The organism is Kitasatospora sp. GP82, assembly GCF_029892105.1.
In the GTDB taxonomy this organism is placed as follows: Bacteria; Actinomycetota; Actinomycetes; order Streptomycetales; family Streptomycetaceae; genus Kitasatospora.
In genome coordinates this window covers 1-14,715 of sequence record NZ_JARZAJ010000035.1, presented here as the reverse complement: position 1 = coordinate 14,715, position 14,715 = coordinate 1, and the positions used below count along the sequence as shown (strand labels likewise).

General features: G+C 71.5%; 9 protein-coding genes and 1 pseudogene. 5 read left to right on the top strand and 5 right to left on the bottom strand.

Going from position 1 to position 14,715, the window contains the following annotated elements; all coding sequences use genetic code 11:
• Positions 1-137: 137 nt before the first annotated feature.
• Positions 138-3,536, top strand: a complete 3,399-nt coding sequence (locus tag P3T39_RS28115; protein WP_280701860.1) for a S8 family serine peptidase — start codon at positions 138-140, stop codon at positions 3,534-3,536.
• Here the strand turns inward: P3T39_RS28115 and P3T39_RS28110 are convergent.
• From P3T39_RS28110 to P3T39_RS28095, 4 genes are all read right to left on the bottom strand, one after another.
• Entirely contained in the window at positions 3,477-3,950 is a 474-nt protein-coding gene (locus P3T39_RS28110; protein ID WP_280701858.1) for a GtrA family protein, read from the bottom strand. The genes P3T39_RS28115 and P3T39_RS28110 overlap by 60 nt on opposite strands.
• Entirely contained in the window at positions 3,947-4,921 is a 975-nt protein-coding gene (locus tag P3T39_RS28105) for a glycosyltransferase family 2 protein (RefSeq protein WP_280701857.1), read from the bottom strand. Before P3T39_RS28105 ends, P3T39_RS28110 begins: the two co-directional genes overlap by 4 nt.
• 63 nt (positions 4,922-4,984) lie before the next feature.
• A complete protein-coding gene (locus tag P3T39_RS28100; RefSeq protein ID WP_280701855.1) occupies positions 4,985-7,519 on the bottom strand; it encodes a YfhO family protein in 2,535 nt (844 codons plus the stop codon).
• A 103-nt stretch (positions 7,520-7,622) separates the two neighbouring features.
• Positions 7,623-9,707, bottom strand: a complete 2,085-nt coding sequence (locus P3T39_RS28095; protein WP_280701853.1) for a PIG-L family deacetylase — start codon at positions 9,705-9,707, stop codon at positions 7,623-7,625.
• Between the two features lie 147 nt (positions 9,708-9,854).
• On the opposite strand from P3T39_RS28095, the gene P3T39_RS28090 reads away from it, so the two are divergent.
• From P3T39_RS28090 to cimA, 4 genes are all read left to right on the top strand, one after another.
• Positions 9,855-10,892 (top strand): 3-isopropylmalate dehydrogenase, encoded by a 1,038-nt coding sequence (locus P3T39_RS28090; RefSeq protein ID WP_280701851.1) that lies wholly within the window; start codon positions 9,855-9,857, stop codon positions 10,890-10,892.
• A gap of 141 nt (positions 10,893-11,033) precedes the next feature.
• Positions 11,034-12,146 (top strand): branched-chain amino acid aminotransferase, encoded by a 1,113-nt coding sequence (locus tag P3T39_RS28085; protein WP_280701849.1) that lies wholly within the window; start codon positions 11,034-11,036, stop codon positions 12,144-12,146.
• Between the two features lie 232 nt (positions 12,147-12,378).
• On the top strand, positions 12,379-12,522 hold the full coding sequence (locus tag P3T39_RS28080) for a hypothetical protein (protein ID WP_280701848.1): 144 nt from the start codon (positions 12,379-12,381) through the stop codon (positions 12,520-12,522).
• 349 nt (positions 12,523-12,871) lie between these two features.
• Entirely contained in the window at positions 12,872-14,482 is a 1,611-nt protein-coding gene (gene cimA / locus P3T39_RS28075) for a citramalate synthase (protein ID WP_280701846.1), read from the top strand.
• A 145-nt stretch (positions 14,483-14,627) separates the two neighbouring features.
• Here cimA and P3T39_RS28070 read toward each other — a convergent pair.
• Positions 14,628-14,715, bottom strand: a pseudogene (locus P3T39_RS28070) (ATP-binding protein); the annotation flags it as partial.

Here is a 14,715-nt window from a genome sequence, read left to right as displayed (position 1 = left end):
TCCTCGCCCGAACGAAGGAGTTTGCTCGCCCCTGCCAACGCGATGATCCTAATTTGGGTCCTCCGGAGGGGTGATCGACGTCCGCACGGCGCGGGCGGCAGCGAGATCTGTCCACCCCTGCCGGGGGAGACGGATCTGTGCGAACCCAACCAGCTTCCCGCCGCTACCCGCCCGCCCGGGGCCCGCTGAGAGCCGGGCTGACCAGACTCGGTGCGGCCCTCGCCGTCCTGGTGGGCTGCGCCGCTCTCGCCGCCCCGCCACCGGTCGGCGCGGCGGCCGAGCGCGGCCCGCTCGGCAGCCGGGCCGAGCCCCCGCAGCGCGTCCTGCTCGAGCTCGACACCGAGCCCGCCGCCAGCGCCTGGCAGCGAGCCGCCACCGAGGCGCGGCGGGCCAGCCGCTCGCCGGACGCCGTCCGCCGGGCGGCCGCCGAGGCCGGGGCGGGGCAGCGCCGCCGCGCCGAGCGGTCACTCGACCAACTGGGCACCGCCCTCCACCGGGCGGCCCCCGGCGCCCGGGAGCTGTACCGGACGCACACCCTGCTCACCGGTATCGCCGTGACCGCCACGCCGGCCCAACTGCCCGCGCTGCGGGCCCTGCCGGGCGTCCGGGCCGTCCACCCGATCGCGCTCAAGCAGCGCTCCAACGGCTACTCCGTCCCGCTCATCGGCGCTCCGGCCGTCTGGGCGGGCACCGCCTCGCTGCCCGGCAACACCGGGGAGGGGGTGCGGGTCGGCATCATCGACTCCGGGATCGACTACACGCACGCGGACTTCGGCGGCCCCGGCACCGAGCAGGCGTTCCGCTCGGTGGACGGTGCGAAGCCCGCCCCCACCGGGCTCTTCCCCAATGCCAAGGTGGTCGGCGGCCGTGACCTGGTCGGCGACGACTACGACCCCGATCCCGCCTCCGAGCACCCGCAGCCCGTCCCGCACCCCGACGACAACCCGATCGACTGCATCGCCAACGGCCATGGCACCCATGTCGCCGGTACGGTCGCGGGCCTCGGCGTCACCTCGGCGGGACGGACCTACACCGGCCCGTACCGCCCGGGCCTCGATCCGGCCGGCTTCAAGGTCGCCCCCGGCGCGGCCCCCGGTGCCAAGCTGTTCGCGATCCGGGTCTTCGGCTGCGAGGGCTCCACCGACCAGCTCACCCAGGCCCTCGACCTTGCCGCCGACCCCGACGGCGACGGCGATCTGACGGACCGCCTGGACGTGGTCAACCTCTCCCTCGGCAGCCGCTTCGGAAACCCGGACGACGCCGACGCCATCGCCGCCGACCGCCTGGCCGAACTCGGCACGGTGGTGGTCGCCGCCGCCGGGAACGAGGGCGATGTGTACGGCATCGGCGGCAGCCCGGGCACCGCCCCGCGCGCGATCTCGGTGGCAGCCTCGGTCGATCCGCACGCCGACGCGGACGGTATCCGGGTGCTCTCCCCGCAGGCGCTGGCCGGGCTGGTCCCGGCGCACTGGAGCGCCAAGTACCTCGGCTGGTCCAGCCAGGAGGTCAGTGGCGAACTCGCCCTGCCCGCAGACCAGTCGGACGGCTGTGCGTCCTTCGGTGCGGCCGATGCCCAGCGGTTGCGGGGCAAGGTCGCCGTGCTCGCCTGGCGCACCAAGGATCCGGACCGGGCCTGCGGCTCCGGGCCCAGGGCGGACAACGCGGCTGCGGCCGGGGCGATCGGCGCGCTGTTCGCCGCCGACAGCGACCACCTGGGCGAACTCGCCGGCAGCGACAGGATCCCCGTCGCGATCCTGGCGAAGGAGGACGGAGAGCGGCTGCTCCAGGCCACGCGAGCGGGCCGGGTCGCGGTCCAACTGGCCACCAGGGGAAACCCGTTGCACGGTGCGGTCGCCCAGGACCAGCCGCAGCGCACCGACACCCTGGCGTCGTTCACCTCGCGCGGTATCGGCCTGCCCGGTGTGGTGAAGCCGGACATCGCCGCGCCCGGCGAGACCATCTGGTCGGCCAGGGCGGGCAGCGGCGGCGGCGGTCTGCGCGAGGACGGCACCTCGATGGCCACCCCGCACATCGCGGGACTGGCCGCCCTGGTCCGCTCGGCCCACCCCGACTGGACGGCGGCCGAGGTCAAGGCCGCCCTGATGAACACCGCGGGCGACACCTGGCTCGGTGACGGCCGCACCGGCCCGGTGTACGGGCCCGAGCGCACCGGCGCCGGGCGGGTGGCGGTGGACCGCGCCGTGCGGACGCCCGCCGTGGCCTACGCGGCAGGGGAGGGGGCACTGGACGGTGCGGTCGGCGTCTCCTTCGGCGAGGTGCCCGTCACCGGCCCGACGGCGCTCGGCCGCGAGGTGGAGATCCGCAACTTCTCGGCGCAGCCGCTCGATTACACCACCGGTTACCAGTCGTCCACCGAAGTCCCCGGTGCGAGCTTCGAGTTGACACCTGATCGGGTCACCGTCCCGGCCTCGGGGACGGCCCGGGTCACCGTCAGCCTGCGTGTCCCGGGGTCGATCGGCCGCGCCCCGGACCCGACCATCGACCTGGTCCAGGCGGGCAGGGCCCGCAGCTACCGCGGCGAGCTCTCCGGCCGACTGCTGCTGACACCGGCCGATGCGAGGGAGCCCTCCCTGCGGGTACCGCTGTTCGCCGCACCGCGCCCGGCCTCCGAGCTGTCCGCCGGGCCGCAGGTGCGCCTCTCGCAGTCCAGGTCCCTGGTCACCCTGATCGGCACCGGCGCGCCCACCGAAGGCGGTGCCCCGGTCAGCGCCTTCGCGTTCGGCGGCGAGGGTGTTCGCTGGCCCGACTGCCCGGTCGGTGCCGAGGACGCCCTGCACCAGGACGCCAAGGCGAGCGAGGGCGGTCAGGACCACCGGGACGAGGTGCCCTGTGTCACCCGTGCCGCCGATCGCGCCGCCGACCTGAAGTACGGCGGCGCTGCCAGTGACGCCCCGGCCGTCAGCGGTGACCCGCTGGAGCACGGCACCCTCTACCTGGCCGCCACCCTCTGGGCCCCGGCGGCCACCCCGGTGGGCACCTTCGCCCTGAGGGCAGCGCTGGACACCGACGGGGACGGCACGGCCGATGCGATCGTGGTCGCCGACCGGATGCGCGGCAGCGATGTCCTGGTGGCCCGCACCCTGGACGCGAGGACCGGGGAGGAGCTGGACGTCCAGCCGCTGAACGCCCGTTGGGGCGAGAGCGACACCGGTCTGCTGGACAGTGACACGGTCGTCCTCCCCGTCCGGCTGGCCGCCCTGCCACGGCTCAGGCCGGGAGCCACGACGATCCGGTACGGGCTGTGGACGGACCACGCCCTCGGCGGGCTGCCCAGCGCGCTGGACGCCCTCTCCTCGATCGGCATGGAGGGCGAACGGCCGACCCTGGCCATCGACGTCCTGCACCCGGCCCTGGACGTGCGCGGCGGGCTCGGCGGCCCGGCCGCGATCATCGCCCAGGAGCAGCCGGGCGGGGTGCTGGACGTGCGCCGCACGGCAGGCGGCGCCGCCAGGCTGCTACTTGTCCACCACTTCAACCGGGACGGGAACCGGGGCCAGCTCGTCGATCTCCGCTGAGCCGGACCGCTCCGCCCGGGCCGGGGCCGGAGCGGGCTCGCCGGCCCGCCCGGTCAGGATGATCTTCGACAGCACGAAGGTGATCGGGATCGCGACCACCGAAGCCACCAGTGGCGCGATCCTGCTGTCCAGCTTCAGCCACTGGACCAGGGCGACCACCCCGAAGCTCTGCACCAGGTAGTTGCTGATGTTGGGCAGCGGGAAGAGCAGGAACTTCTTCCAGGTCGGCCTGGTCCGGTAGGTGAAGTAGGTGTTCATGAAGAACGACCCGACCATGCTGAGCAGGAAGGCGATGGTGAAGGCCGCGAAGTACGGCAGGAAGGGATGCAGCGCCAGGTAGATCAGGTAGAAGCTCGCCGTGTTGGCGACGCCGACCAGACCGAACCTGACGAGCTGCCAGAACTGCGGCTTCACTGCTCGTCCTCCGCGGCCCCCCGGTAGCCCTCGGCCCGGAAGGTGGCGCGCGGCGCGTTGGTCTCCTTGACCAGGAAGTGCGGCCGGCGCTTGGTCTCGTAGTAGATCCGGCCGATGTACTCACCGATCAGTCCGAGCATCACCATCTGCAGGCCGCCGAGGCCGACGATGGCGACGATCAGGGTGACGTAACCGGGCGAGTCGATACCGTCCACCAGGGCCACGCCGGTGATCCAGGCGGCGTAGAGCGCGGCGAGGCCGACCAGGACGAGGCCGAGGTAGATGGCGATCCGCAGCGGACGGTTGTTGAAGGAGATCAGGCCGTCCATGCCGTAGTTCAGCAGGGCGCCGAACCGCCACTTGGTCTCGCCGGCCTCGCGGGCCACGTTCTTGTAGTCGAAGGTGACGGTGTCGAAGCCGATCCAGGAGAACAGGCCCTTGGAGAAGCGGTTGTACTCCGGCAGCGACAGCAGCGCGTCCACGGCCCTGCGGGAGAGCAGCCGGAAGTCGCCGACGCCGTCCTTGATCTCGACGTCCACCCACTTGTTTATCAGCCGGTAGTAGAGCCGGCTGACGGCGCTGCGCACGCGCTTGTCGCCCTCGCGGGTGCGGCGGGCGATCACCTGGTCGTGGCCGCGGTCGTAGAGCTCCAGCATCTGCTCGATCAGCTCCGGCGGGTGCTGGAGATCGGCGTCCATCAGCACCACGGCGTCGCCGGTGGCCTCGCGGAGGCCGGCGAGCATGCCGGCCTCCTTGCCGAAGTTGCGGCTGAAGGACACGTACCGGGTGTTGGCCGGGCTCTCGGCCGCCAGCTTGCGCAGGTGTTCCAGCGTGCGGTCCCGGCTGCCGTCGTCCACGTAGCAGAGCTCGTAGTCGATGGGCAGTTCGTCCAAGCTGGCGCGGATCGACTTGTCGAAGAGGTCGATCACATCCTCTTCGTTGTAGCAGGGCACCACGATGGACAGTCGCACGAGCTCACCTCCGGTAGTGGGCACACACGGCGGCTGATCGCACGACCACGTAAGTCCCGATAATCATGTAGATGGTACCGGCGTTGAGGACGCATCCGTACCGGCCCTGCGCCGCAGCCTAGTGGTCACGGCGACTCCCAGCAGCACGGCCAGACCGACCGCGCCGACCGCCAGTCCGGCGGTCAGGCCGGGAGTGCTGTAGGTGCAGGAGATCCGCGAGGCGCCCTTGCCGAGCGGCACTCCGATCATGCCCAGCACGGACTGCACGGGGCGCTGCGCACCGCCGTCCACCGAGCACTGCCAGCCGGTGACGGCGGGCACCGAGATCAGTGCGGTACCGGTCGAGTCCTTGGGCAGTTCGGCGGTCAGGGTGTGCCCGCCCGAGCTGACCTCGGTGGCGCCCTTGAGCTTGCCGAGCGCCTCGGTGAACGCGGCCTTGTCGAGGCAGCCGACCGGCTGGGCCGGGACCTGCGCGGCGGCCGAGGCACGCAGCTGCACCTGGACCTTGCCGTCGGCGCCGACGGTGCCGAGCTCGCGGATCGGCATGGCGGTCATCGGCTGGCGGCCGGCGCTCTCGTACTTGGTGCCCAGGCCCATCACGGTGCCGCCGAACCAGGGTCCGTAGAAGAAGGCGGTGCTGCCGGGGGTGCAGCTCCCGGTGAAGGTGGTCCAGGGGCTGCCCGTGGGCGTGGCCGGGACGGACCAGCCGCTGGTGCCGTGCAGGGTGGGCTTGGGCCCGGTGCTCGGGGTCAGCTGCGGGACGTCGTACACCTTGGCGCCCAGCAGGGACTCCTGGCGGGACCAGACCGAGCCGGCGTCCGGCCTGATCGGCGGGTGCACGGTGACCAGCGGTGCGGCGGCGGCCTTCTTGACCGTGAAGCCGTTCCGCCCCGAGCTGCCCTCCAGGTAGGTGGTGATGCCGAACAGCGCCCGGCCGACCGGGTCCACCGGGCTGAGGGTGTGCCGGCCCTGGATGTACCAGCCGGCGCCGAGGTCGTGCAGCAGCTCGGCGGTGGTGGCGGGGATGTAGCTGCTGTAGTACGAGCCGCCCTCGCCGCCGATCAGCATCGGGTCGTTGGAGGCGGTCTCGCGCGGGCCCGGGTCGGTGCGGGAGGTGGGCCAGTCGTCGGCCTTGCGGACCTCGTCGTACGAGGCCAGGATCGACGCGCTCATGGTGGTCTTGGGGGTGAAGAACGGGAGCCTGTCGCGGATCACCGTGGCCGAGAGGGCCGCCATGGCCGTTCCGGCGAACACACTGCAGGCGAGGATCGCGCCGACGGCCTGCCGGGCCCGGCGGTTGTCGTGCCACCGCTCCAGCGCCCAGAGCGCCGCGAAGGTGACCGAGCCGCCCGCGCCGACCAGCACCCAGGTGGTCGGGTGGACCGAGCTGCGGCCGTGGCCGACCAGGACGACCAGCGCGACCAGACCGGTGCCGCCGAGCAGCGCGAAGAGGTCGGGGCGGCGGGAGAGCGAGACCCAGGCGGCCATCGTCAGCAGACCGCTGAGGATGAAGGCGGCCCGGTAGGGGCTGCCGTTGGGGACGGCCAGGCCGTGCCAGAGCAGGATGGTCGGCTCCCAGACGAAGCTGACCGCGACCAGGGCGAGCAGGACGTACCAGGCCACCCGCTCGCGGACGGCCACCCGCCGGTTGAAGGGCAGCGAGGCGACCAGGAGCAGGCCGAGCATGCCGATGAAGATGTTCGGCATCGTGAGGCCGGAGCGGCCGCCGGGCAGCAGCTGGGCCAGGTAGTCGGTGAGACCGGGCGCACCGTCGTACTTGGCCAGCGGCGCGGGCTGGGAGGACTTGCTGGCCTTGAGGCTGACGAACATGATCGGCGCGGCCAGCAGGACCCCGGTCACGACCATGCTCGCGGCCCGGCCGAGCACCCACAGCCGGGCCTTCAGCGGCCGCTCCTCGGCCAGTACCACCCGCACCAGCAGCACCAGACCCGCGCCGATGGTCGCCATCGCGCCGGTGTAGAAGTTGCCCGCCCAGGCGATCGCCACGAAGAAAGTACCGAGCACCCAGCGGCGCTCGCGCAGGCACCAGTCGCAGGCGATGCCGACCAGCGGCAGCGAGACCAGACCCCACATCCACATCGGGTCGGGGGAGCCGTCGTTGAGCACCCAGGCGCAGACCCCGTACCCGACGCCGAGCAGCGAGCGCAGCCACGGCGAGCCGGGACGCAGGCGGCCCAGGAAGTACGTCATGACGGCGGCGCCCAGGCCGATGCTGAGCAGGGTGACCAGGAAGACCGGGAAGTTCACCGCGCTGCGCGGGAAGAGCCCGACCAGCCAGGAGAACGGATTCATCAGGTAGGTGAAGAAGTCCGCCAGGAACGGCGCGCCGTAGCCGCTGTTCCAGTTGAAGACCAGGTCACCGGTGGTGTTGCCGTGCTGGAGGTCCCACAGGTGGGCGTGGTACGGCACGAACTGGTTGGCCAGGTCGTTCACCGCACGCGAGCGGGAGCCGAACGGGTACGTCCCGTGGACCGCCATCGCCACGCAGTAGGCGCCCATCGAGAGGGCTGCTGCCAGCCCGGACGCCCCGAGTTCGGGACTTCGTAGACGTCTGGCGACTGCGCTGGTCCGGCTCACGGGGTGCTGCTCCTACCTGGTGCGGGTCGTCTCGATCTGGCTGAGCATATGTGGCTCGGGGTCGGCGGACCCGGGCCCTAGGACCCCCGATTGCCGGAGGGTCTCAGGACACACCGGTCCATGCGCCGAAGGGCCCGTCGCCGGCCGCGCGGCGGGCCGCGTAGAGCAGACCGTCGCAGCCGAGGGCTACGGCCACGGTAAGGCCGTCCCTGTCGGTGGCGACCGAGGGGGTGTGGGCGAGCAGCGGCCCGGCGTGCTGCCAGTCGTTGCCCGTGCTGAGGGCCACCCGGCCCTTGGCATCCCGGACGGCCAGGGTGTCCGCGGTGGCCGAGACCCGGCCGAAGCCGCCCGGCGGGGTGGACTCGGCGGTGATCTTCCAGCTGTCGGCGCCGGGCTGGCGTTCGGCGGTCAGCACCTTGGCCGACTTGGGCTCGCGGTAGTACAGCCGCAGCGCGCCGTCCTTGGTGAGCAGGGCGCTGATCGGCCCGGACGGGGTGGGCAGCCCGGTCGGCGCGGCCGGGCGCAGCGGCCCGCCGGGGGTGTCGGAGCACCACTGCGCGACGCTCTTGCCACCGGCGAACACCTGGGTCAGGCCGCTCGCGTCGAGCACCGCGCCGAGACCGTCCAGGACTCCCTTGCCGACCCCGGGCGGGAGCGGCAGGGCGTTCCAGCCGCCCTCCAGCGTGCGTACGGCGACGGTGCCGTCGAAGGTACGGGCGAAGATCTGGATGCCGCCGCCCGGGAGGGCCAGCGCGACCGGGTAGCCGAACTCCATCGACTTCACCGCGTCATTGCCGTCCGGTGCGCCGAGGCTCTGCCAGGCGCCGAAGGTCAGCGGCGCGCCGGGGGCACCCGGGTTCTGGAGGCAGCTGACGATCTCCCTGCGGTGGTCGTTCTCCGTGAAGCCGAGCACCGTGCGCACGCCGAACAGCCGCAGTCGGCCGTCGGACTGGCGGATCACCTGCAGCTGGCCCTCCAGGCCGTCGCCCGCGATCTTCTGCGGGCCGTGCCAGCCCTTGGCGTCCTCGACCCAGCACGCGGCGGCGCCGTTCAGCAGGGCGAAGGCCGCGAGCCTGCCGTCCGAGGTCTGCTGGAGCCACTGGCCGCTGCCGGGGGCGCGGTAGCGGGTGCTCTGCGCCCAGCCGTTGCGCATCGCGCCCCCGCCGACCTTGCGGTCGCCGCAGCCGGCGGGGTCGCCGCAGTTGCGGTTGTCGGCCCAGCCGTAGGTGTCGATCAGCTTCGCCTTGCGCTCCACGGTCGGCTGGTCGAGGTTGGGCGGCAGCTCGGCGTTGACGTAGCCGAGGTAGCTCTCCACCGTGGCCGGCCTGGCCTTGCCGTCGCCCCAGTGCTTGGCGAGCGCCGCCTGGGTGAAGTAGGCGGAGTAGGTGTGGTCCTGGTGGTCGAAGTAGAGCAGGCCCTGACCCTTGGGCGGAGCCTTCGTGGCGTGGTCCGGGTTGGGGTCGAGGGTGCGCACCACGGTGGGGCGGTAGTGGTCGAGAACGGCCACCAGCGTGTCTATGACCTGGTCACGGGTGTACGTCGCACCGGCGGGGAGCTTGCTGCGGGCGGGCGGCAGGGTGGATATCCGCTGCTCCTCGCCCAGCCACAGGCCGCGCAGGCTGTCCTTGCGCGGGATGCTCACCGCGCGGGCCTCCACGATCCCCGGGAATATCAGCTGCACATGGGGCGCGGCCCGCAGCGTGTGCTGCTCCACGGCCAGCCCCTGGTGGTAGCTGACCAGCTGGATGTCCCAGGGGCTCTTCTCGTCGCCGGTGGCCATCACGGCGTAGGAGGCGGCCAGCCCGTTGATCCTCGCCCTGGTGTAGTCCGCGCGGTCGGAGGGGACGTGCTTGCGGCCCGCCTCGCTGTACAGCACATTGCGGCCGTCCGACTCGCCGTCGGTGAGGCAGACCGTGACGCAGGCGGCGCCGGTGGCGACGGACTGGTCGAGGTCCGGATTCATGAAGTACAGGTTGTCGTCCGGGTGTGCGATCACATGGACGAAGGACATCTTGTCCGAGCTCCCGGCGATACCGGTGGCCTGGACCGTTTCCGGTGGCGCCTGGGTGCTGCCGGTCGCGGACGAGACGGGGCGGACGGCTTCCCACAAGCCGTACCCGGCTGCGGGCAGTGCCACGATTCCGCCGGTCAGCCACAGCGCGCGGCGCCTGCTGATGGGGTTGGCCATTCGTTGATCCCCCGTGAAGAAACCATGAACTCTCGACGGATATTACCGGTTGCGCCCGCTTCGTTCGAAACTGCGTGCCTATCACGCTTCGTCCGAATAGTGGACACCGGGGTGTCACGAGCTGGGACGCGGAGTAGTGTCCGTGGCATGTCTCGCAGCCTTCGTCTCGCAGTGATCCCCGGTGACGGCATCGGCCAGGAAGTGGTGGCCGAGGGTCTCAAGGTACTGACCGCCGCCCTTCCGGCCGACGTCAAGGTAGAGGCCACCGAGTACGACCTTGGTTCCCGGCTCTACCACCGAACCGGCGAGACCCTGCCGGACAGCGTCCTGGCGGAGCTGAAGACCCACGACGCCATCCTGCTCGGTGCCATCGGCGACCCCTCCGTCCCCTCCGGTGTGCTGGAGCGCGGCCTGCTGCTGAAGCTGCGGTTCGCCTTCGACCACCACATCAACCTGCGCCCCGGCAAGCTCTTCCCGGGCGTCCAGGGCCCGCTGGCGGGTCGGCCCGAGATCGACTTCGTGGTCGTCCGAGAGGGCACCGAGGGCCCGTACGTCGGCAACGGCGGCACCCTGCGCACCGGCACCGAGCACGAGGTGGCCACCGAGGTCAGCCTCAACACCGCCTACGGCATCGAGCGGGTCGTGCGCGACGCGTACCGCCGGGCCGCCGCCCGCCCGCGCAAGAAGCTCACCCTGGTGCACAAGAACAACGTGCTGGTCCACGCCGGCCACCTGTGGACCCGGATCTTCCAGCAGGTCGGCCAGGAGTTCCCCGAGGTCACCGCCGACTACCTGCACGTCGACGCGGCGACGATCTACTTCGTCACCCAGCCCGAGCGCTTCGACGTCATCGTCACCGACAACCTCTTCGGCGACATCCTCACCGACCTGGCCGCCGCCATCACCGGTGGCATCGGCCTGGCCGCGAGCGGCAACATCAACCCCAGTGGCGAGTTCCCGTCGATGTTCGAGCCGGTGCACGGCTCCGCACCCGACATCGCCGGCCAGGGCAAGGCCGACCCGACCGCCACCGTGCTGTCGGTCGCCATGCTGCTGGAGCACCTCGGCTTCACCGCGGAGGCCGCCAAGGTCGAGGCCGCGGTCGCCGCCGACCTGGCCGAGCGCAGCGGCACCCGGACCACCTCCCAGGTCGGCGACGCGCTCGTCGCCCGAGTATCCGGCTGACGGGCCGGCACATATCGAAGCAGCTTGCCAGCTGTTCGGCACGGCCCTCTGGATGCGAGTATCGACAGTGGGCCGTGCCGTCATGTGTTCGAACATCGGTGGCGGGGCCCGGACCAACCCCACGGTGAAGGACAGACAGACATGAGTACGCCCACCCAGGCGCCAATCACGTTCGAGCTCAAGCCCTCCGCGCACCCGCTGTCCGATGCGGAGCGGCAGGCCCGGCTGGCCAGTCCCGGTTTCGGCCGCGTCTTCACCGACCACATGGTCACCATCCGCTGGACCGAGGGCCGCGGCTGGCACGACGCCCAGCTGACGCCGTACGCGCCGCTGGAGATCGACCCGGCCAACATGACGCTGCACTACGGCCAGTCGATCTTCGAGGGCCTCAAGGCGTACCGGCAGCCCGACGGTTCCATCGCCACCTTCCGCCCGACGGCCAACGCCGAGCGCTTCCAGGCCTCCGCCCGCCGCCTGGCGATGCCCGAGCTGCCCGTCGAGACCTTCGTCGAGGCCGTCGAGCTGCTGGTCCAGCAGGACCAGGAGTGGGTGCCCAGCGAGCCCGAGCAGAGCCTCTACCTGCGGCCGTTCATGTTCGCCACCGAGGTCGGCCTGGGCGTCCGCCCGGCCAACGAGTACCTGTTCATGATCATCGCCTCGCCGGCCGGCGCCTACTTCCCCGGCGGCGTCAAGCCCGTCTCGGTCTGGCTCTCCGAGGAGTACGTCCGCGCCGCGCCCGGTGGTACCGGTGCGGCCAAGTGCGCCGGCAACTACGCCGCCTCGCTGGTCGCCCAGGCCCAGGCCGCCGAGAAGGGCTGCGACCAGGTCGTCTGGCTCGACGCCGCCGAGCACCGGTGGATCGAGGAGATGGGCGGCATGAACCTCTACTTCGTCTTCGGCGAGGGCAAGGACGCGAAGATCGTCACCCCCGAGCTCTCCGGCGCGCTGCTCCCCGGCATCACCCGCGACTCACTGCTGAGGATGGCCGCCGACCTCGGCTACGCCGTCGAGGAGCGCCGTATCTCCACCGACGAGTGGAAGCAGGGCAACGCCGACGGCACCCTCACCGAGGTCTTCGCCTGCGGCACCGCCGCGGTCATCACCCCCGTCGGCTCGGTCAAGTCCGCCCGTGCCGACTGGACCGTCGGCAAGGGCGAGCCGGGACCGGTCACCATGGAGCTGCGCAAGACCCTGCTCTCCCTCCAGGGCGGCCAGACCCCGGACACCCACGGCTGGCTGCACAAGATCGTCTGATGCGCGACCGGGCGTCCCGCCCCGGCGGGACGCCCGGCGTGGGCAGCCGCGATCGGCCGCACTGTCCGGCGGGTCTTCCGCCGGTGTGCGGCGGACATCACCTTCGCCGGGAACAAGGGCCTGATCGTGCCAGGGGGCCGGTACATCCCGGACGGTACCTTCGCGGAGGAGGGGGCATTCGACGGGCAGCCGTCGTGGATGACCCCTGACCGGGATCCCGCTCCATCTGCTGGTGGATCGCCAGGAGAACAAGGTCACCCTGCACAGCGACCCCCAGCACGGCGACTACCGCAGTACCACCCGGGGACTGGCCGGCGATCCGCTTCCGCTGCCGAAGCCGTTCGACTTCGACCTGGCGGCCGACCGGCTGATCTGAGGCGTTTCGCATCGCGAGACGCGTGGGCCGGATCCCGGATGGTGTGCAAGACTCCAGGAGTGTCCTCGCTCTCGCTGATTATTGGCAGCAGGCGCGCCGGTCCGCAGTGACCGCTCCGCAGTAACCCCTCTGCGTGGAGCGATTACCGTGTCGCCCCCTGGGCGCCATGTGACTGCCAGGCCCGCGCGCAGACCTCTCGCATCCCGCGAGGGGTCTTTTTGTTTCCCGGACCGGCCGGGGCCCTCACGAGGGGCTCTGCGACACCGGTGGCGCGCGGGATGGTGGACAGTGGAGCCGGAGAATCCGGCAAAACGACAGAAGTACTCCCGGAAACGGAGAACGCAGGGTCATGACCGAGGCCAGTAGCCGCCCCAACGACAGCTTCCACGTCTTCGACACCACGCTGCGCGACGGTGCCCAGCGCGAGGGCATCAACCTCACCGTCGCCGACAAGCTGGCCATCGCCCGGCACCTGGACGAGTTCGGTGTCGGCTTCATCGAGGGCGGCTGGCCGGGTGCCAACCCGCGCGACACCGAGTTCTTCGCCCGCGCCGCCGCCGAACTCGACCTCAGGAACGCCAGGCTGGTCGCCTTCGGAGCCACCCGCCGGGCCGGCGGCAAGGCCGCCGAGGACCCGCAGCTGGCCGCTCTGGTCAAGTCCGGTGCCCCCGTGGTCACTCTGGTCGCCAAGGCCCACGACCGCCACGTCGAACTGGCGCTGCGCACCACCCTGGACGAGAACCTGGAGATGGTCAGGGACAGCGTCGAGTACCTGCGCTCCCAGGACCGCCTGGTCTTCATCGACTGCGAGCACTTCTTCGACGGCTACCGGGCCAACCGCGAGTACGCCCTCGCCGTCGTCCGCACCGCGCACCAGGCCGGGGCCGACGTGGTCGTGCTCTGCGACACCAACGGCGGCATGCTGCCCGCAGGCGTCCGCGAGATCGTCGCCGATGTGCTCCGGGAGACCGGCGCGCGGCTCGGCATCCACGCCCAGGACGACACCGGTTGCGCCGTCGCCAACACCCTGGCCGCCGTGGACGCCGGTGCCACCCACGTCCAGTGCACCGCCAACGGCTACGGCGAGCGGGTCGGCAACGCCAACCTGTTCCCGGTCGTCGGCGCACTGGAACTCAAGTACGGCCTGCGCGTCCTGCCCGAGGGCCGACTGGCCGAGATGACCCGGATCTCGCACGCCATCGCCGAGGTCGTCAACCTCACCCCCTCCACCCACCAGCCCTATGTCGGCTTCTCCGCCTTCGCCCACAAGGCCGGACTGCACGCCTCCGCGATCAAGGTCGACCCGGACCTGTACCAGCACATCGACCCCGAACTGGTCGGCAACACCATGCGGATGCTGGTCTCCGACATGGCGGGCCGGGCGTCCGTCGAGCTCAAGGGCAAGGAGCTCGGCTACGACCTCTCCGCCGACCGCGACCTGGTCGGCCGGGTGGTCGCCAAGGTCAAGGAGCAGGAGAACCTCGGCTACACCTACGAGGCCGCCGACGCCTCCTTCGAACTGCTGCTCCGCGACGAGGTGAAGGGCCGCCGTGAGCGCTTCTTCACCCTGGAGTCCTGGCGCACCATCAGCGAGCAGCTGCCGGACGGGAAGGCGGGCAACGAGGCCACCGTCAAGCTCTGGGCCAAGGGCGAGCGCCGGATCGCCACCGGCGAGGGCAACGGCCCGGTCGACGCGCTGGACAAGGCGCTGCGTACGGCACTTGAGCACATCTACCCCGAGCTCGCCCGGATGGAGCTTGTGGACTACAAGGTCCGCATCCTGGAGGGGCAGCACGGCACCGGCTCGAAGACCAGGGTGCTGATCGAGTCCGGTGACGCCACCTCGACCTGGTCCACGGTCGGTGTCGCCGACAACGTGATCGCCGCGTCCTGGCGGGCACTTGAGGACGCGTACACCTACGGCCTGCTCCGCGCGGGACTCGACCCAGCCGAGAACTGAGCGCTCACCGGTCAGCGCCCAAGGGGCGCGGGGCTCTGCCCGATCAACTGCGTGCGCGACCAGCCACTCACCACCGTGCATGGTTGGCCGCGCACGCAGTTAATCAAACAGAGCCCCGCGCCCCTGTTTGCGCCTTCGGCGGCCGTTATCGCAGGCGGGCGAGGAGGGCGTGTTCGACGAGGGTGATGAGGGCGCTTTTGGCGCTGTCCCGGCGGCGGGCGTCGAGGCTGATG

Coding starts and splice junctions, on each gene's coding strand:
- P3T39_RS28090 (WP_280701851.1), top strand. CDS start 9,855: ATGTCTCGCAGCCTTCGTCTCGCAGTGATCCCCGGTGACGGCATCGGC.
- cimA (WP_280701846.1), top strand. CDS start 12,872: ATGACCGAGGCCAGTAGCCGCCCCAACGACAGCTTCCACGTCTTCGAC.
- P3T39_RS28085 (WP_280701849.1), top strand. CDS start 11,034: ATGAGTACGCCCACCCAGGCGCCAATCACGTTCGAGCTCAAGCCCTCC.
- P3T39_RS28095 (WP_280701853.1), bottom strand. CDS start 9,707: ATGGCCAACCCCATCAGCAGGCGCCGCGCGCTGTGGCTGACCGGCGGA.